The organism is Mesobacillus campisalis, from assembly GCF_000986785.1.
GTDB classification, from domain to species: Bacteria; Bacillota; Bacilli; order Bacillales; family Cytobacillaceae; genus Mesobacillus_B; species Mesobacillus_B campisalis.
This window is the reverse complement of the sequence record NZ_LAYY01000029.1, coordinates 19106-39491: the sequence shown is the minus strand read 5'-3', so window position 1 is coordinate 39491 and position 20386 is coordinate 19106. Positions and strand designations below refer to the sequence as shown.

The following is a 20386-nucleotide window of genomic DNA, read 5'->3' as shown; positions in this document are numbered from 1 at the left end:
TCTTTTTCCCGCCGCTGAAATGGAGCTTCATAATATCTTTGTTGACTCTAGCTGTTTTATTATTATGAACAACTCGGCGTCCCCGGGATTTTTCCTCAAAATCAGCCCTTACGCGTTCAACGTCCTCCTGTTTAGGAGGTTCCGTTTTAGTAAGTTCAAAGCCGATGTATCTTTCAATCGCGTTGATGAATTTCCCCTCAAACGGTGTTGAAAAAGTAATGGCTTTTCCTTTTTTACCCGCTCTCCCTGTCCTGCCGGTTCTGTGGACATAACTCTCTTTTTCCATTGGGACATCATAATTGATGATCAATGTTACATTATCAACATCGATTCCTCTTGCCGCTACATCGGTCGCCACAAGATAACGGAAATTCCCCATTTTGAACCCGTCCATAACGGCAAAGCGATCCTCTTGCTCCAACCCTCCATGCAGTCGTTCACAAGAATAATCAGCTGCCTCCAACTGGGCAAAAACAGTCTCGACGTTTTCTTTCGTCCTGCAAAAAATGATACAGCTGTCCGGATTCTCAACTACGGTAACATTTTTAAGAAGAGACATCTTCTCGTCTTCTTTTACTGTCATTAAAAAATGTTCAATACTGCTGGTTGTCACACCTGAAGACGCCACCTCAATGTGAGTTGGATCGTTCATATACTGATGACAAAGATTTTCCACATCTTTAGGCAGTGTCGCCGAAAAGACCATGGTTACCCTTGTTGAAGGGAGCTCATTAATAATGGCTTCCACTTCATCGATGAAGCCCATATTCAGCATTTCGTCTGCTTCATCAATGACTAAATACTTGATTTGATCTAGGAGAAGTGTACCTCTTTCGATATGATCGCGAACGCGTCCAGGCGTACCGACGACTATATGTGTTTTTTGCTGAAGTTCTTCCTTTTGTTTCGTAAAAGGCTCTTTTCCATAAACGGCGGTCGCTTTTATCCGTTTGAACCTTCCGATATTGGTCATATCTTCGCGAACTTGTACAGCTAGCTCCCTGGTTGGTGTAAGGATGAGCGCCTGGGGTTTTTTCTCCGCCCACTCCACCTGATCGCAAATAGGGATGCCAAATGCTGCAGTCTTGCCACTCCCTGTTTGGGACCTCACGACAAGGTCCTTATTTTCTAATGCCCATGGAATGGTCTTCCTTTGAACCTCAGTCGGAGTTTGGTACTTCAACAAATCCAGTGCCTTCTTAATTTCAGCACTTAAATAATATTCCTCAAAACTTGCATCGCTCATGTTTGGCCCTCATTTATTCGTTATTTCGATAATATATACGATTCTCTATTAGAAAAATTATATTCGTTATCGCTAGTGTTCATTATACGTGAACTTCCCAGTAAAGCGAATTGGACAGCAACAGCCAGGCGAAAGTCTTCTGGCTGGAAGGTTCAGCCAGACCCCAAAAAAAAATAAAAGTAGCCCATTGGACTACTTTTATTTTTTGCTAATCTTCCACAATAGGCTGCTGCACATCGGTTGCCGCCTCCTATTGTGCAGCGGGCCGCTGTTCAGCTTCCTGCCGTTACTCGGTCACGATAGTGCATTTACGAATCTGGTCGTTGCCCTTAGTTTCCACATAAACTTTATATGGGCCCACCTGATAGACGTCTTTCGCGTTGTTCTTGATTTGGATCTCTTCCGTGAAAGCCTCAGTGGAATCATCGGAGTAGACTTCCTTAACGGTAACGGTCAGTCTGTTCTGATTGCCATTGAGTTTCTCTACCTTAGCCGACGGCGTTGCGCTGACGCTAGTGACGACTGGAAGAATGACCGCGCCAAGTATGTTGGAATCATCATTTACGACGACTGCATAATTCGCACCGGCGTCAACATCGCTGCCTTTCACGCTGATTGTCGCTTTGCCGTTTGCGAATGTCGCGGTAGCCACGGAAACGCCGTCCTTTTTCAACACTGCTTTTGAACCGTCAGGGACATCCGCTGTGACAGGAATCTTGGCGTCACGCCCACTCACGATACGCTCCTGGTCGAGGTTTATTTCTGCGCCCAGACTCGTTACGTCTTCATATGAATAGTCGGACACGTACTCAAACAGCTTAACCCGGCTAGCGGCTGCATAGTCCTTCAGAGGACCCGTGCCTCCCTGGCCGACGAAGCCCTTTTCAGTTCCGTGCAGTGCATACGTGTAATTGCTTGAACCAGTATGGGAAAATAGTGTCGTCTCGCCGGTATCGGGGTCTATTCCCGTGTTAAACCATACCGCTCGATCCAATGCACGATCTCCAATCGTTGTGTCTGTGCGCAATGGAGCCGTCATGTCGCTGCTCAAATCCCGCCACAAAATAGTGGGAGCGACAAGGCCGCCATGAACAAGGCTTAACATGGTGTATCCAGTGTAACCGTTCGCTTTAGTGTATGGTCCCGGATCGGGGCTGGTACTCTCATTAAAGATAAACCTTGTATTGTCCTGGATTAGCTTCGGCTCTACAATAATGTCATCAACGATGGTGACAGGCGTACCCGCAAGGCCTCGTTTGGCGTTTCCACCGGTCTCGAGGACGGAATCCACGTTCTTATTGGTCAGAGCCAGACCTGAGTCGACGGAGACAACCATATAAGTTTTACCGGATTCGATCGTTTTGGCCAATTTCCAATAATTTTCCGGAGCCGTGAAATCTGTAACACGCGCCGGATTAATTGGAGCCCAGTTCTGATCCCACAGTGATTTCTTTAACGTCAATGTTTTCAACTGGTCATCGTCTATCCTGCTATCTGTCTGGATTGTGAGTGTGCCACCTGTATGTTTGGGTAAAGGCTTGTATTCCTTGCTGTTGAGCATGGCCAGTTTACCGTCATCCTTATTATAAAACTCCTGGAACAGCTTGAATTGAGTTTCACCGTCGCTGAAGCGGATATTGACGGATGAACGGTAGCCTGTGTCCTGATAGTTTTGGTCTTTCTCCCATTCGGCGGTCATATGTCCGAAGTTTACTTTATACGTCGTTGAGCTATTTGGAGATTCCTTCGATGCGATTTTCACCGTCGCCAGTGCTGGCTTCCCGGCGCTCACTTCGCCGTTTGCCGGGTTGAGTGCAACGCTGACGTCAACCTCATCGCTTGAGTATTCGTGAGCGACGTTCGCCGCAGAGAAGTCAATGTTTGACACGTCCTTAGGCACGTTAACATCAAATTCGGTTTTGCCTCCGACCTTGAATACATCGCCGCCGAAGTTAAAAGACGTCAGCTTTGGCGATGACTCATCTAGCCCAAGATAAGCTTCCGGATTGATGATCGCCCAATAGGCTTCTTTTGGTGCACGATTGGAGTCGAATGGCAGCGGGTAACCCGTCCTGCGCCAGCTGTTGTTATCAGCCACGCCCCAGAATGTAACGCGTTCGATATGGTCGGAGTACTTCTTATATAGCATGAACAGCTTGGCGTACAATTCCGCCTGCTCCTTCAATTGCGCCTCGGTAGGGCGAACGTCGGCTGAAGTGCCGTTGAATTGGACGTCGAGTTCGGTGATGCTAATCTCACTTCCTGTTTCACTATAAATCTTTAAAACTTCCTCCAAATTATCTACATTGAGCCGGAGGTTGTAATGCCCCTGTATCCCGATGCCCTCGATCAATTTCCTGCCGTTTGCCTCAGGGTGTTCTTTTGCGTATCTTTCGTTGAGCTCGTTGACCATGGAAGCAATCGCGATGGCTTTGTTCGGGAGTTCTTCGTCGTTAAAGTCATTGTAATACAGAATGGCGCCCGGAGCTGCCTCACGTGCAAACAAGAAGGCATCATAGATATAATCCCACCCGTTTCCGCCGTTAGCGTACGCTGCAAACCATCTGGACGGCCGTTCTGTTGGGTTAATGCCGGAGCGAAGCGCGTTCCGCCAGTCGGTTGGATTTTCCGGATTATCCCTCATAGCTTCGTTCACAACGTCCCAGGCTTTCAGCTTATAAGGGCCGTCACTATAGTGCCCGGCGATTGTCGTAATATACCTTTGCAAGCTGGCCCTTGCCTCGGTATAATTCTGGCCGCTCGGCGGCCACCCTGTTGACTGATTGTGCCACGCCAGCGCGTGTCCAATCGTATAGAAACCGTCCGCTTTGACTCGTGTGAACATGTCGTCGGCTTGCGTGAATGACGGTTCGCCAGTTGGGTCGCGCCATATGGAGTCCGGCTTCGTAGCATTTTCGGGAGTCAGCGCGTTATAGTGGAACTTCATGAAATCATACTTCGCTGCATTGGTTAAGTCGCTCGGGCTAACCGTATTGCCGATAAGGAAATGGTCCTTGTAGACTTCTTTTAGCGATACAACCTCTGTCGCTGAAGTGCCCGGAGCCTTCCCATTGACATCCTCTGCCGCTGAAGCATGGATGACCGGCATGGCCGTAGCGGGAAAAGAACTCAGGGTAAAAACCAGCGCTAACAAATACGTCAGTAGCTTTCTAGCTTTTTTATTCAAAAAAATCATTCCTTTCCTGCCTATTATTCTTCCTTTTTGTTCATTTGGTGTATTGATGGTACATCACGAATGGATACACTAACTCAGTCATACATCCCGAATACACCATGCCACCACCTACATTCCTGGACACCTGCACACACTCACTAAAAATGCATTTCTGTTATTCTCTTTCTACATGCTCTCCCCCCTTCTAAAAGAAATTTGACCTAAAATCTTTATTTCTCTGGCTTTCGCCAGTTGTTCCCAACCTCCGCCCGCAGCAGCCGCTCTCTTTCAAGCTGCCTGCTATGGGTGTTTTTCAATGTATGATAGGCGATTTATTCCTTTGGGGTCTATCTAAAATATGTAATCGCTATCATTAAAACTAAACTTTATTGTTTTACATTATAAAACTACGTTCTCTTAATGGACGGTCCGTTTTTATGGTGTCTTCTTTTAAAAGAGCTGTTGTTTTATATTATAAAACTAAGTTTCCTATTAATAAATTATCTGTTTACAATAATAGCTCGGTGTCCATTTTGTGTCAATAATATTTTCTAAATTTTTTAATTATTAAATCAATTCTTATTCTAGAATTATTTATTCTGACTTTGAGTATATTCCTATATATTATTTCGGTCCAAGAACGTTCAAAAGGGTTACCCTCTGCAGAAAAGTCTGCTCCTGGGGCAACCCTTGCTTAAATACTATTGATAAATGATTGAATATATGGCAAAGCAGCGCCGATAGGAACTCCATTTTCAGGAGATTGGCTAATAGAAATAAAAGGCTCATGATTTGGGAAAGCGGATCGCTCATTCACTTTTTCATGTAGGCGTTCAAGGTCGTGCGGCGTTAAATAGGGAGAAAGATGTCCCCCAATAATAAATTCCCGGTTCAAGACAAGATGGATATTGTTGATGGAAAAGGCCAAATCATTTAAAAACGCCTCCCACCTCTCTGCATAAGACGGACTGCCAGAGCGCAGCTGTTTAAAAAAAGAATCTAATGATTCTTCTTCTTCCAAAAGCGCATTGGCGGAACTATACGTTTCCATGCAGCCTGTTTTTCCACAATAACAAGAAGGCCCATCAGGATTTATGGTCATATGCTCTACGGTTCCCCCATGCCCTTCTTTTCCCATATAAATTTCGCCATTTAAAATAACGGCTCCCCCAAGGTGCATCCCAATCGAAAGATAGACAGCATCCCCAAGATTATCTCTTACCCATAGCTCCGTTGTTGCGGCACTCTTCGCATCATGGATAAACATACAAGGATAGTTAAGGTGCCTTTGCAGAACATCAATTTCCAGCCCTGTACAGTTTAATATTTTTCCATAAGTAATCTTTTGTCCGTCAATGGAAGTTAAGGCTTGAACGGCAAATCCAATTCCAAGGACGTGCTCTTCTGCCACTTCCAGAGAGGAGATGAATGCTTTTACAGCCTCACTAAGTTCTTTGTAATAATGATTTTCATTTGAAAAAGGCAGCGACAGGTCACTTTGCTTAAAGGGAACACCATGTAAATCAATGGCTAACATACGTACTGTCTTTTTCTGTATTTCAACCCCAATGCTGACACGAGACTGAGTACATATGCTGTAAGCGGTTGCCCGCCTGCCAACGGAAGACTTAAATTGGCCGCTTTTTTCGATCAGTTTTTCATCTTCCAATTTAACGAGGTTCTGGCTGACGGTGGGCAAGCTTAAATTGAGCTGATTGGCAATTTCCTGTTTTGAAAGCTTTCCCTTCTGATAAAGAAGTTGATAAATAAGCGAATAATTATTCTTTTTTATATCTTTAAAAGTGATACTTTGATCCATGAATGCGACCTCATTATATAAAATGATTTTATAAAAAATATTTGTTTAATATGTTCTAAATATATCACAACGCTTAAGGGTGTAACAACTTTGGCCAACTAAGGAAATGAAAGCTTTTTCATTTTTTTGTTGACGTACCTGAAAAGTTAGTTATATTATATAAATACATTTTATAAAACCATTTTACAAAATGTATTAATAAAAAGCGAGGTCTAAAAATATGGGAATCATCGAGAGAATGAGACTGGATGGAAAGAAAATTTTTGTTACTGGCGGCGCGAGAGGTATTGGCAAAAGTGTTGCCACTGCATTTGCTGAAGCAGGAGCCGATTTAGCGATTGTCGATTTGGATATCGAAGAAGCAGAAAAGACAGCGGCAGAACTGGAAAAAGCCCATAAAATTAAAGCGATTGCAATTAAAGCGGATGTGACAAATCCAGGGGATGTGGACAGCATGATACATAAAATCCTGGAGGTTTTTGGACGTTTGGATGTAGCGTTCTGTAATGCAGGCATTTGCCTGAATGTCCCTGCCGAGGAAATGACGTATGAACAATGGAAAAAAGTCATTGATATCAACCTGACAGGTGTCTTTTTAACCGCACAGGCAGCAGGAAAAGTCATGTTAAAACAGGGTGGCGGTTCGATCATTAACACGGCGTCGATGTCTGGACATATTGTCAATGTGCCGCAGCCGCAAGTATCCTACAACGCCTCGAAAGCTGGTGTGATTCAGCTGACGAAATCACTTGCAGTCGAATGGGCAACTAGAAATGTGCGCGTCAACAGCATCAGTCCTGGATATATCGGTACAGAACTAACTCTAAATTCACCAAGCTTACAGCCGTTAATCCAGCAATGGAATGAAATGGCACCGCTTAAAAGAATGGGCCGGCCAGAAGAACTTCAATCCATCTGTGTGTATCTTGCTGGGGATACGAGCAGTTTCACTACTGGAGCTGACTTTGTAATTGATGGAGCCTTTACTTGCATTTAGCAGATTGACAGATATGAATTTTGTTAGAAAAGGAGAATTCCTATGCACTATCTTCTCGGAACAGATATTGGGACATCTGGCACGAAAACCATCTTAATGGACACGAATGGCCATTTAATTGCCCAGGATTTACAGGAGTATGATGTACTAACCCCTAAACCCCTATGGGCCGAGCAATGGCCGGATGTCTGGCTGGAAGCAGCAAAAGCTTCGATTAAAAATACAGTGAAGAAATCAGGTGTGCCGGCGGAGGATATCCGCGGCATTGCGATCAGCGGTTTGTATGGCGGTTCCGGAATTCCATTGGACGAAAATATGGAACCTGTCAGGCCGTGCATGATCTGGATGGACCGCAGAGCGAAGGAAGAAACCAAATGGGTGCTGGATCAGATTGGCGAAGAAAAGCTTCGTGAAATTACCCATAATGGAGCCGACCCTTATTACGGCTATACGAAAATTCTATGGATGAAAAACAACGAGCCGGAGAACTGGCAAAAAACCAAGCTGTTCCTTCCCCCGAATGATTATGTCATTTATAAGTTAACGGGTGAAATCGCGATTGATTATTCTTCTGCAGGAAACATTGGCGGGATTTTTGATATGAACACCAGAACCTGGTCGGAAGAAATGCTGGAGGCAATGGGAATTCCGCTTTCGATGATGCCACAAAAGGTTGTGGAATCAACGGATATCGTTGGCGGACTAACAAAAGAAGCGGCAGCGGAATTGGGTCTGCCAGAAGGAATGCCGGTCATCGCAAGCGGGATTGATTGCGGGGCTGCCAATATCGGCCTCGGGGTTTTTGAATCAGGCATTTATGCTGCGGCTATAGGAACTTCGATGTGCGCTGCTTTGATTTCGGACAAGCCTGTAAAAGGAAAAGATCTTATTGTCTGGCCGTATTTATATGATGCGCAGAATCTCTCCTACTATTTTGCTGGCGGCAATACAGCTGGAGCGATTGTGAAATGGTTCCGGCAAACGATGTGCCAATTTGAAATCGAAGCAGAAAAAAATGGCGGACGGAATGCCTATGATGTCCTGAATGAACAGGCAGCGGACATTCCTGCTGGAAGCCAAGGACTCATTGTCCTCCCCTACTTTATGGGGGAAAGAAGTCCAATTTGGGATTCGGACGCAAAAGGAACCATCGTCGGACTTTCATTGGCGCATACGAAAGCGCATATCTATCGCGCCTTTCTGGAAGCGGTTGCCTTCTCTTTAAGAGACGCCATCGAAGCAACCGGGGAAAATCTGGGTGAATCCATTTTAATCGCCGGCGGCGTGACAAAATCAAAATTATGGCGGCAAATCTTTGCCGATGTAACAGGATATCCGGTCGTCTGTCCGATTCATGATGTGGAAGCCAATATGGGTGATGTGATGCTGGCTGGAATCGGTACTGGCCTCCTCACCTATGAAGACGTAAAAACATGGCAGGTTTTAGATGAAAAGATTATGCCGAATCAGGAAAACCATAAAAAGTATAACGAATATTATGCTGCCTACAAATCAATCTATCATCATTTAAAGGATGATATGAAAACGTTGACAATACTATCTCAATAATTACGAACGAACAAATTCTTTAGGTTTTGAAAACTTGCAAAAGGAATTGGGGATGGAAACGGAAATGACTAAATGGAAAAAGCGATTTGGGTATGGAATTGGCGATTTAGGATGTAACCTGGTTTTCAGTACAATGGCCTCTTACTTAATGTTTTTTTATACAGATGTTTTTGGGATCACGGCAGCTGTTGCAGGTACGATGATGCTGATCACAAAAATCATCGATGCGGCAACCGATACGGGAATGGGGCTATTGGTTGACCGCACACATACCAGATGGGGACAAGGAAGGCCTTATTTCCTGATCGGCGCCGTGCCGTTTGCTGTGTTTACCTTCTTAACGTTTTATGTTCCGGATTTTGGAATGACTGGCAAGATTATTTGGGCCTATGTTACTTATACCTTGTTGTGTACGGCATATACAGTTGTAAATATCCCTTTGAATACCATCGTTCCGAGGTTGACTTCAGATAACCAGGAACGAAATTGGCTCGTTTCAACCAGAATGATCTGCGCCTTAATTGGTACCGCATTAGTCATGTCTATTACAACGCCGCTAGTAGAGTTTTTCGGTCAAGGAGATGCTGAAAAAGGATTTTTGATTACAATGACGATGTATGGCATTATTGCGATGGTGATCTTTGTTCTCACATTCGTGAGTACGAAAGAGGTTGTCCCCCCTTCCGTCACCCATGAGAAATCTTCTTTTAAACAAGATTTAAAAGGATTGACAGGCCAGAGCATGATTTTCTTTGTGCTGAATTTTCTCTACTTCGCTTTATTTGTTATCAGAAATACAACGGTGATTTATTATTTCACCTATAACCTTGGACGGACAGACTGGCTGACGTTTGTTGGGCTTTTTGGAATCCTCTCCGGACTTCCCATGTTATTGATCCTGCCGTGGCTGCAAAAACAAATGGGCAAGAAAAATGTCTTGCTTTTAAGTACCTTCATTTATATTGGCGGAGATTTAATGATTTATTTAGGCGGATCATCATCCATTTTCCTAATTGCCGGACTCGGCATAACCGGTCTCGGGATATATGGGATTTTTGGCACCATCTTTGCGATTCAGCCTGATATCATTGATTATTCGGAGTACAAAGAGAATCGCAGTATTGCCGGAATGATTGCTGCTTTCCAAGGTTTTTCTGTTAAAGCAAGCATGGGGCTTGCAAGTGCCTTTATCGGAGGACTTTTAAGCTTGGGTGGTTACGTGCCAAATGCCACTCAAACAGCGACTGCTTTAAATTATATAGAAATCAGCTTCATCTGGGTGCCGTTGATTATCTGTTTACTGATTGGCGTAACGGTTTGGTTTTATAAACTCGATGATAAGCGTGCTGATATGGATATCGAGCTCGAACGCCGCCGTCATTTACCCGATCAAAAAGTTGCAAACCTATAATAGAATATAGTTGGATAAAGAAAATGAAAACATCCCCTCCCTACATGCAAACTTTAGGAGGGGATGTTTTCATTTCCTTTTCATTCGGTAGGTTATCCGTGTTCATATATCCGGAATTGAAGCACGAGAACCGTCCCTCTGCTTCTTAATGTGCAATCCTTACAATTGGTTTAATGGCTACTCCAGTTTTTGAATCTTCAAAGGCTAGGTTGATGTCTTCGAAGTCATAAAATTTGACTAATTTATCAAATGGAAATTGTCCCGATTTGTAGTAATCAACCAATTGTGGAATGAAAACGTTTGGTACGGAGTCGCCTTCAATGACGCCCATCATGGTTTTTCCTTCAGCCATGATATCATTATGCACATCAATATCCATTACAGGTGTAACGCCGACTATGGCCGCAACGCCAAGCGGGCGCAATGCCTGTAAGCTTTGACGAACAACTGGCGGAACCCCCGTTGTATCGATTGCGTAATTGGTGCCGCCCCTTGTTAATTCTTTAATTTCTTTCACAACATCCACTTCTTTTCCATTAAGTGTATGTGTGGCGCAAAGCTCTTTAGCCAGCTCCAGACGTGAGTCATGTACATCAATGGCAATGATCTTTTTACAGCCCATAATTTTTGCCGCCATGATCGCACTTAAACCAACGGCACCTGCACCATAAATGGCAATGGTCGAACCGAATTCCGGCTTCAGACTATTTAAAACAGTTCCTGCCCCTGTCTGAATCCCGCAGCCTAAAGGCCCCAATAAAGCCAGATCCACGTCTCTATCCACTTTAACAACATTGCGCTCGTGGGCAATGGCAAATGTACCAAATGAAGATTGGCCGAAGAAGGTCGAAAGTGGCTGGCCGTCTTTGGATAATCGATGTGTGTAATCGTCATGCGTACCGCCAAAGTTTAAATCATTGAATGTTTCACAAACGGTTGGGTGGCCTGTTAAACAGTTATCACAGTGGCCGCAATGGGCGAATGATAGTACTACATGATCGCCTTTCTCCAGGAGTGTAACGGCTTCCCCAACTTCTTCTACAATCCCTGCTCCTTCATGTCCCAGCACGGCAGGCAGCGGTGCAATGGCTGCATCACGTGCAACGGCATCCGTATGGCAAACACCGGTAGCAACGATTTTCACTAAAACTTCATTTGCCTTCGGAGCTGCCAATTGTACTTCCTCAAGAACAAAATCCTGACCTTGTCCAGGTGTAACGGCTGCTTTAATGTTCATGGTTGCCCTCCTTGGTATAAATATGTCGAATTAAATCCAATTGATTCTGTTTCATCTTTTCATACAAACTAGATTATTCTCAAGTAAAATGCTTCTAATACGCAGTGAGATTTTTCCATTCCCCTGCCATCTATTATGTTATAGTATAAAAGGAAATTTTCAAAAGGGAGCCATTATATGGGAACAAACACGAAACAAAAACGAAACAAACCAATGATGTTTTTTCGGGGACTAGTTGTTATGATTGGCGGATTTATCGCGGCCTATGGACTGGAAGCGGTATTGATCCCAAACAGCGTATCTGATGGAGGCGTAACGGGTCTTAGCATCGTAGGTTCACAGCTTTTCGGCCTACCGTTGGGCGTCCTCATTGCCCTTCTCAACCTTCCATTTATCTGGCTGGGCTATAAGCAGATTGGAAAAAGTTTTGCGATTTATTCGATACTCGGAATCGCGTCACTCGCAATAAGCACCTTCCTCATGCACCATATTCCCACGATTATCGTAGGAGATACTTTGTTAATTACCGTAGTTGGAGGCATCATTCTTGGATTTGGAATGGGGTTGGCACTAAGGAATGGCGGTGCGTTGGATGGAATTGACATGCTGGCGGTCCTGCTTTCGAGAAAGCTGCCGTTTGGGACAAGTGATTTGATCCTTATCTTAAACATCTTTGTCTTTATCTTTGTTTCAACCGTATTTGGTCTAAAAGGAGCCTTGCTCTCAGCCATCGCCTACTATATTGCTTCGAAGGTGATTACCATCGTGGAAGAAGGTTTAAGCGGGGCCAAAACGTTCAAAATCATCACCACTCAGCCTGAATTAATGGTTGAGACCATCCGTGACCGCCTAGGCCGAAGCGCTACCTATAATGAAGTGTACGGTGGATATTCCAATCAAAAATTCAAGGAAATCACCTGTATTATTAACCGGCTGGAAGAAACGAAAATAAAAGAAATCATTAATGAAATCGACCAAGCCGCCTTCGTGACAGTGTATGAAGTTGCCGAAGTGAAGGGCGGGAGTTTCAGGAAGCGCAATATTCATTAAACAGCTTTTCATTGTGTTTGCAAAGGCAGAAACGTTAGGATCATCCAAACGTTTCTGCCTTTTTATATTTTTTAAAAGACCGCAGGTTGCTTAGTTGCAGATAAAAACCAGACGAAATATTTTACAAAAACAAGGAAAGAATAAATCTGTCCTACTTTGTAAGTAATACCACTACTTATAGAAAAGCCATTGAAAGGCGGTCTTATTTCCATGGGCAAGGTAAAAGTGAAACTCTGGACCAATCAATATGTCATCATTATCTTATTGGCTTTAGTCATTTTCTCTTCTTTTTATATGATCACGGCTGGTTTCCCCATTTTTGTGGCGACCATTAGTGACAATCCTGCCATCGCAGGAACGATGACCACGACCTTAATGCTGGCATCGCTCATTACGCGCTTTTTTGCGAGTTTCATCATCCAAAAAGTGAATATGAAAATGCTTCTTATTATTTCCATCCTCTATTTTTTGGGCACAATCGGCCTTACTTTTTTGAATGACTCCATCGGATTTTTAATCTTCATTAGAGCCCTGCAAGGCATTGGGTTTTGTATGCTTACGAATTTGCTGTTCACGATATCAAGCAATATCGTTCCCAAATCCCGGTTAGGCGAGGGCATTGTTTACTTCGCCATGTCTACTAGCGTTGGAACGACACTTGGGCCGCTAATCGCCATTGCCTATCTGGCGAATTATTCATTCCGGTCGTTGATGTTGTTAACCCTCGCTCTTATGTTTTTCGCCTTTTTGTGCAGCTTCTTCACTAAAAATACGGCTACAAAAGAAAAGGAACGTCCAGAGGAGACAAAAAAGGAACCCTTTTATAAATACATGTTCGATAAACGTGTCCTTCTTCCAAGCATATTGGTGGCGTTGACTTATATGGCTATTGCCGGAACGGTCAATTTTATGGGGACATTTGGCGAAGAAATCAACGTTGGCGGAAGGATCTCACAGTTTTTTATCGCACAAGGAATCGCGATGGTTGTAGTTCGATCTTTCTCTGGTAAAATTTTCGACCGGTTCGGCCATAGAATGCTTATGATTCCGGCAGCTGTTTCAGGAGCCGGAGGTTTAGTTTTATTAGGCTTCTCTACCAGTATGATAATGGTTTTGATTTCAGGGGTGTTATTCGGAATCGCTTTTGCCATCCTCCAGCCAACGATCCAAGCGTGGGCATTGACGCTGGTCCCACCCGAGAAAAAGGCTACAGCCAATTCCATGCTGCTCATTTTTATGGATTCTGGCATGGCCATTGGTTCCGTAGGACTTGGATTCCTTGCAAACAGAGTTGGATACGGAATGACCTTCAGCTACTCTGCAGGATTCATGATTGTTATATTGCTGCTGTATCTGGTTGGGAGCCGGAAAACCAGAACATACGAAGTTAATAAGGGAAAATCCATCCTGAATGAAAAACAAAGATGAATACAAAAGGTGCAACTTTCTTTTTGAATAGTTGCACCTTAAAAGCTGGCAATTATACGAAGCAATATCATTTTCATTTTACTGATGGGAAAGAAAACAATATTTGTTGTTCCTATTACCTTCTCTAGCGGAATAGCTCCAATATGACGGCTATCTGTACTATATCTTCTGTTATCCCCGAGGACGAACAGTTGTCCTTTAGGCACAGTTTCATTGCCTACTGCCGTTTCCTGTGACTGTTGCATCATCAGCCGGTATTCCAGCCTCAATCAGCTTTTTTCACAAAGAGCCTTTAATTGTTCATAAGGAACGATTTGCTCCGCCATTTCTGTCATCCCCCCTTTTTCGCCCATTTCAAATCAGTAGGAATTTCTCAAAAGCTCCAGCAAACTTTCCTTGGTTGGTACCCTCGGATTATTCCGGATCAGCCGTTCGATCGGTAGAGCTTTCTCCGCAATTTCTGGAAGATCGTTCACATCAATATTTATTTCAGATAACTTTGCCGGCAATCCGATTTTATGCAGTAGCTCAAGCACTGCCTTGCTGGCTTCCCTTCCTGCCTCCGCTTTAGTCATTCCATCTGTATTACGGTGGAAAGAGCGGGCAATTGCTTCCATCTTCTCTGGGCTGGTATGCACGTTATACTCCATGACATATGGAAGAAGAAGACCCGTTACGAGGCCATGCGGTGCTTTCGACCTTGCGCCTATCGGATAGGCGAGAGCATGTGCTGCAGCGGTGCCGGCATTGGAAAAGGCCATTCCGGCCAGGAGGCTGCCCATAAGGACTTGTCCTCTTGCTTCAAGATTGCTTCCCTGCTGGACAGCCAGTGGAAGGTTATGATAAATGAGCTCGATAGCTTTGACAGCGAGCGCATCGCTGATGGGGTTAGCTCCCTGGAAAAGCAACTCCCCCTCAGCTTCAATGTATTTGAAGTCCTTAGCCGTGAAAGCTTCGATTGCATGGGCAAGTGCGTCGATACCGGAACAGGCTGTCACAAAAGGTGGTAACTTAACCGTAAGCTCGGGATCTAGCAAGGCTACAGCTGGACGAAGATAATTATCGGAAATTCCGACCTTCAGATTGTTCTCCGTATCGGTGAGCACAGCAACGGATGTTACCTCAGAACCGGTTCCTGCCGTTGTCGGAATGGCGATAAGAGGCGCAATCGGTCCCGGCACGAGGTTTTCCCCGCCGAAATAATCCCTTGGATGCCCACCATATTCCATCAGGAGGGCTACGATTTTGGCAAGGTCGATACTGCTTCCGCCGCCAAGGCCGATCACAACGTCCGTCTTCTGTTCAGCTTTGGCAAACTCATAGCATTTGACAGCTGTTTCAATCGGTGGCTCAGGAATTGCCTGGTCAAAGATCGTAACATTGTATCCTTCCTCTTTTAGAATTCCGGCAATTCTATCAAGCAGCCCTGCAGCTTTTATCCCCTGATCCGTGATAAGTAGTATATTTCTAGCTTCAAACCGCTGTAGTATTGTACCTAGCTTGTTAACAGATCCGTTCCCAAAGACGACGTTTTTTGTTGAAAAAAACTCAAAAGTATTCCTCATTGTTTCCCTCCGTTACATGTCTATGACTACGATTCTCTCATCGGTCATTTCCTGAATAGCGTATTTTGGCCCTTCCTTCCCTATGCCGCTGTTTTTGATTCCGCCATATGGCATCACATCTGCCCGGTAGGTTGATACGTTGTTGATGATGACGCCCCCAAACTCCAGTGTATGGGCTGCCCTTACCGCCAAGCCTAGATTTGAAGTGAAAAGTCCAGCCTGCAGTCCATATTCCGAATCGTTGGCTTGCTCAAATGCGTCATCAATGTTCTTATATGAAATGATGCTAATTACCGGTGCAAATACTTCCTCACATACAATCTTCATTTCTGGCCGCGCATTTGTAATGATTGTCGGCTCCAGAATGGCACCGCTTCTTTTTCCTCCATACGCTACCGTTGCACCCTGTTCTACTGCTTCAGTTATCCATCTCTCGGCACGTATGGCTTCTTTTTCGGAAATCATTGGTCCAATATCTGTATCCTCAAGTTCGGGGTTGCCCACTCTCATCGCCTTAGCGACAGCAATAGCCTTTTCTAAGAACTCATCTTGTATATCTTCGTGTACATAAATTCGCTGTACCGATATGCACGCTTGCCCGGCATTAAAATACCCTCTAGTTACACAAAGTTCGACAGCGCGATCAAGATCGGCAACATCCTTATGTACAATGTTTGGGGAGTTGTTACCAAGTTCAAGGACAACCTTGCGGATTCCGGTAGCTGATTTGATATGACGTCCGACAGCAGGGCTGCCTGTAAACGTATACATCGCAATCCGTTTATCCTCGAGCAAATATTGCCCCGTCTCATTGCCAAGTCCATTTACAACGTTTAGCCAGCCCGCAGGAAGTCCTGCTTCAAGCAGAATTTCGGCCATTTTGTTGGCAATAATCGGCGTCAACTCTGCCGGTTTCAGGACAACGGTGTTTCCAGCCGCTATCGCCGGGGCGATTTTGTGGGCGGTCAGGTTAAAGGGAAAGTTGAAGGGGGTAATTGCGCCAATAACTCCGACCGGGACCCTGATCGTGAAAGAGAGCTTGTTATCGTTGCCAGGCTGTCCCCCAAGAGGAATCCCTGTCCCGGTGATTTGCTTTGCCTCTTCGGCGGAAGCCGTAAATGTCTGGATTCCGCGATCAATTTCCGCTTTTGCTTCTTTAAGGACCTTGCCGCTCTCCTTGACGATCGTCAGCGCCAGCTCCTCTTTTCTTTCTTTAAAAATTTCAGCTGCCCTCATTAATATTTCGTAACGCTCGTGGACAGAAAGACTGATTGTCTTGAATGTTTTATAGGCATTTTCAATCGCTTTTTCAACATCTTCCCGTGATGCATTCCCAATATGGGCAATCGTCTCACCCGTAAATTTATTGTGGACTGGAATCTGCTTTTCAGCGGGCACATCCTCTCCCCCAATTAGGCTCCCGTATACCTTATTCAATAATTGAGTCATGCCTGAATCTCCTTTCTATGGTAGATGGTGCCAGCAGCGGTAAGCTGCCGATCTTTTGATCAAACAATATCTATTTCAGCTACGGATCCTGCCATGACAACCCCGCCCCTCTCGAGCGCATCAATCTGTGTATCTGTAAGTCCTGCTAAGGAGGACAAAATTTCCCTCGTGTCTTGACCGAGAATGGGAGGAGCGCTTTTGATTTCCCCTGGAGTGCCAGAAAGCTTTACAGGTATCCCTGTCATTTTTACCTTCCCCGCAGTAGGATGCTGGACTTCAACCACTTGCTCTCTCGCTAGCACGTGTGGATCTTCGAAAATTTCGCTGAATTTCAGCACCGGTCCGCAAGGAATGCTGGCAGCTTCTAACTCGGCAACCCATTCCTTCGTGGTCTTTGTATGAAAAACATCCTGAAGTAGTGGAACAAGCTTTTCCCGATTAATAACCCGATCAGAATTTGTAGCATAGTCCGGATGGTCTTTTAATTCAGCCATATCAATTACTGTGCAAAATCTTGCCCAGAGGTTTTCATTTCCGACAGCTATATTAAAGTAGCCGTCGGCGGATTCAAAAAGCTGATATGGAACAATATTGGGATGGGCCCCTCCCTGTGGTTCCGGGTTTTTTCCGCTGGCAAAATAATTCCCCGCCAAGTATGTATGCCAGGAAATCATCGTATCGACAAGTGACACATCGATCCACTGACCTTCTCCGGTACGGCTGCGGGCAAGTAGCGCAGCCTGTATTCCAATCACCGCCCACATTCCTGTACCGATATCAGCAACAGAAAATCCAGCTTTAACAGGCGGTTTCCCAAGCTCACCGGTTACACTTGTCAATCCCCCAAACCCCTGCGCAATCACATCATAGCCAGGCTTTTGGGAATAAGGTCCGGTTTGTCCATAACCAGATATCGAAGCAAGAATAATACCGGGATTGACCGACTTAAGGGTTTCAAAGCCGATTCCAAGACGATCTAAAGTCCCTGGCCTGAAATTTTCGACGACCACGTCTGCGTCTTTAACCAGTTTAAGCAGAATCTCCTTGCCTTCTCCGGTCTTTAGATTGAGCACAATACTTTTTTTGTTCCGGTTCACACTTAGAAAGTAGGCACTTTCTCCATTAACAAAAGGTGGACCCCATTTTCGAGTGTCATCTCCTGAAGGTGCTTCCACCTTTATTACTTCTGCTCCTAAGTCAGCGAGTGTCATCGTACAGTAGGGTCCGCTCAAAATGCGGGACAAATCAATAATCTTAACGTTTTCCAACGGTTTCATGGACTCCCTCCGCTTCTTTTATTTTAAATATTGGAAAAACTTCAGATTCTAGTTTTCTAGTTATTCGAGCTTACCTGATGTTCTCTTTTCTGTACTCTTTTCCTTTATTCACATAGTGCCCAGCTCCATCAGCAATCCTTGCAATATTCTCCTTTGATAACTGCTTTAATGGCTTTGCTGGAACACCTGCAGCCAACACGCCCGGCTCGATGATTTTCCCCTCTCCAACCACAGCGCCTGCAGCAATCAAGGCGCCTTCCCCGATGACCGCTCCATTTAAAATGGTGGCTCCCATTCCAATTAGTGCCCCTTTTCTAATCGTGCAGCCATGCAAAATTACATTGTGTCCAATTGTCACATTTTCTTCAATTATGACTGGATAGCCTTCATCGACATGAATAATTGTCCCATCCTGGATATTAGAACCTTTACCGATTTTTATAGGCTCATTATCGCCTCTGAGAACAGCGTTAAACCAAATTGTCACATCTTCCTCTGCTAATACCTGGCCTATTACTTGCGCTCCTGGAGCGACATAAACGGACGTGTGTAATTTCGGCTTATTTTCCTTAAACTCGAACAGCATGCGATTCCTTCTTTCCATTTATTTATCACAGCCTCATTGAAACCTATTGTTTACGAGGCTATCGGGTCTTCCTTAACGGCTTGTTTCTTTTTAAAAAGCTTCATTACGAGTGGCGACATAATAAACAGGACAATCAACAGAAGTAGTGTGATCGAGATTGGGCTGGATGCGAAGATGCCCAAACTTCCGTCAGATAGGTTTAGGGCCTGACGGGCTGCCTGCTCTAATCTTGGTGTCAGTACAAAGGAGAGTAAAAGAGGAGCAATTGGGTAATCATGGGACTTAAGGTAAAAAGCAATGATTCCGGTAGCAATCATGATCCAAACATCGAACATGCTGTTTTGAAAGCTGTATGCACCTACAAAACAAATCACTGTTATGACTGGAATCATGATGGATGTTGGTATCCGGATGATTTTCATCAAAAACGGTATGATCAGGATGGCGGCAATTACGGTGATCAGATTCCCTACATACATGGAAGAAATAAGACCCCAAACGAACTCTGGGTTTTGCTGAAAAAGAAGCGGCCCTGGCTGCAACCCCCACATCATCAATCCCCCAAGAAGAACGGCGGATGTACCTGATCCTGGGATGCCTAGTGACAGCAGCGGTGCAAACGAGCCCACAGCTGCAGCGTTGTTGGCGGATTCAGATGCGGAAACTCCTTCAATTGCGCCCTTACCCATTTCCTTTTTGTTCTTCCCGACCCGTTTTTCAAAAATATAGGACAAAAGTGACCCTGTTGTAGCCCCAGCGCCAGGCAGAATCCCAACAAAATTCCCAAGAACACCCGATCTGATGGAAGCAGGTATAACGCTTTTCAATTCCTGACCATCCAGCAAGCTTTCCTTAAGAGTAACCTTGTCACCTATGTCGTCCGTTTTGATTTTTTCCGAAATCATCTCAAGAATCTGGCTGAATCCAAACATACCAATAACGAGAGGAATAAAAGAAAGTCCGCTTAACAGATTTTCCGAACCAAATGTAAACCGTTCACTTCCGGAAACAAGGTCTACTCCAATGGTGGCGAGTAAAATTCCAATCATCGTGGTCACAATGCCCTTGCGTGGGCTGTCGCCGAGCAGCCATCCTACGGAGCAGAGCGCGAGCAGGATGAGGACGGCGATTTCTGCCGGACCGAACGCCAGGCCAATTTGAGCAAGCAATGGTCCCATGAAAGTTAAAATAATAATTCCGATCGTACCACCAATAAATGAAGACAGATTGGCAGCAAACAGAGCTTTACCCGCCTTCCCCTTCTTGGCCATGGCGTAACCATCGAGGGCCGTTGTTACTGCCGGTGAATCCCCGGGGATGTTGATCAAAATTGCGCTGTAAGATCCACCGTACATGCCACCATAATATATTCCGGCAAGCATGATGATGCCTGTAACCGGCTCAAGACTGAATGTTAAAGGAAGCAGCAACGCGACGCCAGTGACGGAGCCGAGGCCTGGAATTGCACCAATTATAATTCCGACTGCCGCACCGATCATGGCCGCTAGGATATTCTCAAATGATAGCGCTGTAGAAAAACCATTCAGAAGCATCCCAAAGATCTCTACCATATTCAC

14 protein-coding genes and 1 pseudogene are annotated in these 20386 nt (G+C 44.9%); 5 read left to right on the top strand and 10 right to left on the bottom strand.

All coding sequences use genetic code 11. The features are described 5' to 3' along the window. The 3 genes from WQ57_RS19060 to WQ57_RS19050 form a co-directional block, all read right to left on the bottom strand. On the bottom strand, positions 1 to 1246 hold a 1246-nt coding region (locus WQ57_RS19060; protein WP_046525355.1), incomplete at its 3' end, for a DEAD/DEAH box helicase. Positions 1247 to 1532: 286 nt separating this feature from the next. After that, entirely contained in the window at positions 1533 to 4442 is a 2910-nt protein-coding gene (locus tag WQ57_RS25795; RefSeq protein ID WP_052948825.1) for an endo-1,4-beta-xylanase, read from the bottom strand. Positions 4443 to 5115: 673 nt separating this feature from the next. Further along, positions 5116 to 6240, bottom strand: a complete 1125-nt coding sequence (locus WQ57_RS19050; protein ID WP_046525354.1) for an ROK family transcriptional regulator — start codon at positions 6238 to 6240, stop codon at positions 5116 to 5118. Between the two features lie 220 nt (positions 6241 to 6460). Here WQ57_RS19050 and WQ57_RS19045 point away from each other — a divergent pair, with 220 nt between their 5' ends. From WQ57_RS19045 to WQ57_RS19035, 3 genes are all read left to right on the top strand, one after another. After that, positions 6461 to 7237 (top strand): SDR family oxidoreductase, encoded by a 777-nt coding sequence (locus WQ57_RS19045; RefSeq protein ID WP_046525353.1) that lies wholly within the window; start codon positions 6461 to 6463, stop codon positions 7235 to 7237. 42 nt (positions 7238 to 7279) lie between these two features. Continuing rightward, positions 7280 to 8806, top strand: coding sequence for an FGGY-family carbohydrate kinase (locus WQ57_RS19040; protein ID WP_046525352.1), 1527 nt, complete (start codon positions 7280 to 7282; stop codon positions 8804 to 8806). Between the two features lie 64 nt (positions 8807 to 8870). Next, complete coding sequence (locus WQ57_RS19035) at positions 8871 to 10217, top strand: MFS transporter (RefSeq protein WP_046525361.1); 1347 nt, start codon at positions 8871 to 8873, stop codon at positions 10215 to 10217. 145 nt (positions 10218 to 10362) lie between these two features. Here the strand turns inward: WQ57_RS19035 and WQ57_RS19030 are convergent, their stop codons facing one another. Further along, positions 10363 to 11454, bottom strand: coding sequence for an NAD(P)-dependent alcohol dehydrogenase (locus tag WQ57_RS19030; protein WP_046525351.1), 1092 nt, complete (start codon positions 11452 to 11454; stop codon positions 10363 to 10365). Between the two features lie 177 nt (positions 11455 to 11631). Between WQ57_RS19030 and WQ57_RS19025 the strand changes: the two genes are divergently transcribed. Then, entirely contained in the window at positions 11632 to 12504 is an 873-nt protein-coding gene (locus WQ57_RS19025) for a YitT family protein (RefSeq protein ID WP_046525350.1), read from the top strand. Positions 12505 to 12714: 210 nt separating this feature from the next. After that, positions 12715 to 13932, top strand: a complete 1218-nt coding sequence (locus WQ57_RS19020; protein WP_046525349.1) for an MFS transporter — start codon at positions 12715 to 12717, stop codon at positions 13930 to 13932. A gap of 38 nt (positions 13933 to 13970) precedes the next feature. Here WQ57_RS19020 and lepB read toward each other — a convergent pair. From lepB to WQ57_RS18990, 6 genes and pseudogenes are all read right to left on the bottom strand, one after another. Next, positions 13971 to 14162 (bottom strand): annotated as a pseudogene (lepB, locus tag WQ57_RS19015) (signal peptidase I); the annotation flags it as partial. A 129-nt stretch (positions 14163 to 14291) separates the two neighbouring features. Next, positions 14292 to 15497: a hydroxyacid-oxoacid transhydrogenase gene (locus WQ57_RS19010; protein WP_046525347.1), complete on the bottom strand. Its 1206-nt coding sequence runs from the start codon at positions 15495 to 15497 to the stop codon at positions 14292 to 14294. 12 nt (positions 15498 to 15509) lie between these two features. Further along, positions 15510 to 16946: an aldehyde dehydrogenase family protein gene (locus tag WQ57_RS19005; protein WP_046525346.1), complete on the bottom strand. Its 1437-nt coding sequence runs from the start codon at positions 16944 to 16946 to the stop codon at positions 15510 to 15512. Positions 16947 to 17005: 59 nt separating this feature from the next. After that, positions 17006 to 18223: a CaiB/BaiF CoA transferase family protein gene (locus tag WQ57_RS19000; RefSeq protein ID WP_046525345.1), complete on the bottom strand. Its 1218-nt coding sequence runs from the start codon at positions 18221 to 18223 to the stop codon at positions 17006 to 17008. A 70-nt stretch (positions 18224 to 18293) separates the two neighbouring features. Continuing rightward, complete coding sequence (locus WQ57_RS18995) at positions 18294 to 18809, bottom strand: gamma carbonic anhydrase family protein (RefSeq protein ID WP_046525344.1); 516 nt, start codon at positions 18807 to 18809, stop codon at positions 18294 to 18296. A gap of 50 nt (positions 18810 to 18859) precedes the next feature. Further along, positions 18860 to 20380, bottom strand: a complete 1521-nt coding sequence (locus WQ57_RS18990) for a tripartite tricarboxylate transporter permease (RefSeq protein WP_173427584.1) — start codon at positions 20378 to 20380, stop codon at positions 18860 to 18862. Positions 20381 to 20386 lie beyond the last annotated feature (6 nt).

Coding starts and splice junctions, on each gene's coding strand:
- WQ57_RS25795 (WP_052948825.1), bottom strand. CDS start 4,442: ATGATTTTTTTGAATAAAAAAGCTAGAAAGCTACTGACGTATTTGTTA.
- WQ57_RS19050 (WP_046525354.1), bottom strand. CDS start 6,240: ATGGATCAAAGTATCACTTTTAAAGATATAAAAAAGAATAATTATTCG.
- WQ57_RS19045 (WP_046525353.1), top strand. CDS start 6,461: ATGGGAATCATCGAGAGAATGAGACTGGATGGAAAGAAAATTTTTGTT.
- WQ57_RS19040 (WP_046525352.1), top strand. CDS start 7,280: ATGCACTATCTTCTCGGAACAGATATTGGGACATCTGGCACGAAAACC.
- WQ57_RS19035 (WP_046525361.1), top strand. CDS start 8,871: ATGACTAAATGGAAAAAGCGATTTGGGTATGGAATTGGCGATTTAGGA.
- WQ57_RS19030 (WP_046525351.1), bottom strand. CDS start 11,454: ATGAACATTAAAGCAGCCGTTACACCTGGACAAGGTCAGGATTTTGTT.
- WQ57_RS19025 (WP_046525350.1), top strand. CDS start 11,632: ATGGGAACAAACACGAAACAAAAACGAAACAAACCAATGATGTTTTTT.
- WQ57_RS19020 (WP_046525349.1), top strand. CDS start 12,715: ATGGGCAAGGTAAAAGTGAAACTCTGGACCAATCAATATGTCATCATT.
- WQ57_RS19010 (WP_046525347.1), bottom strand. CDS start 15,497: ATGAGGAATACTTTTGAGTTTTTTTCAACAAAAAACGTCGTCTTTGGG.
- WQ57_RS19005 (WP_046525346.1), bottom strand. CDS start 16,946: ATGACTCAATTATTGAATAAGGTATACGGGAGCCTAATTGGGGGAGAG.
- WQ57_RS19000 (WP_046525345.1), bottom strand. CDS start 18,223: ATGAAACCGTTGGAAAACGTTAAGATTATTGATTTGTCCCGCATTTTG.
- WQ57_RS18995 (WP_046525344.1), bottom strand. CDS start 18,809: ATGCTGTTCGAGTTTAAGGAAAATAAGCCGAAATTACACACGTCCGTT.
- WQ57_RS18990 (WP_173427584.1), bottom strand. CDS start 20,380: ATGGTAGAGATCTTTGGGATGCTTCTGAATGGTTTTTCTACAGCGCTA.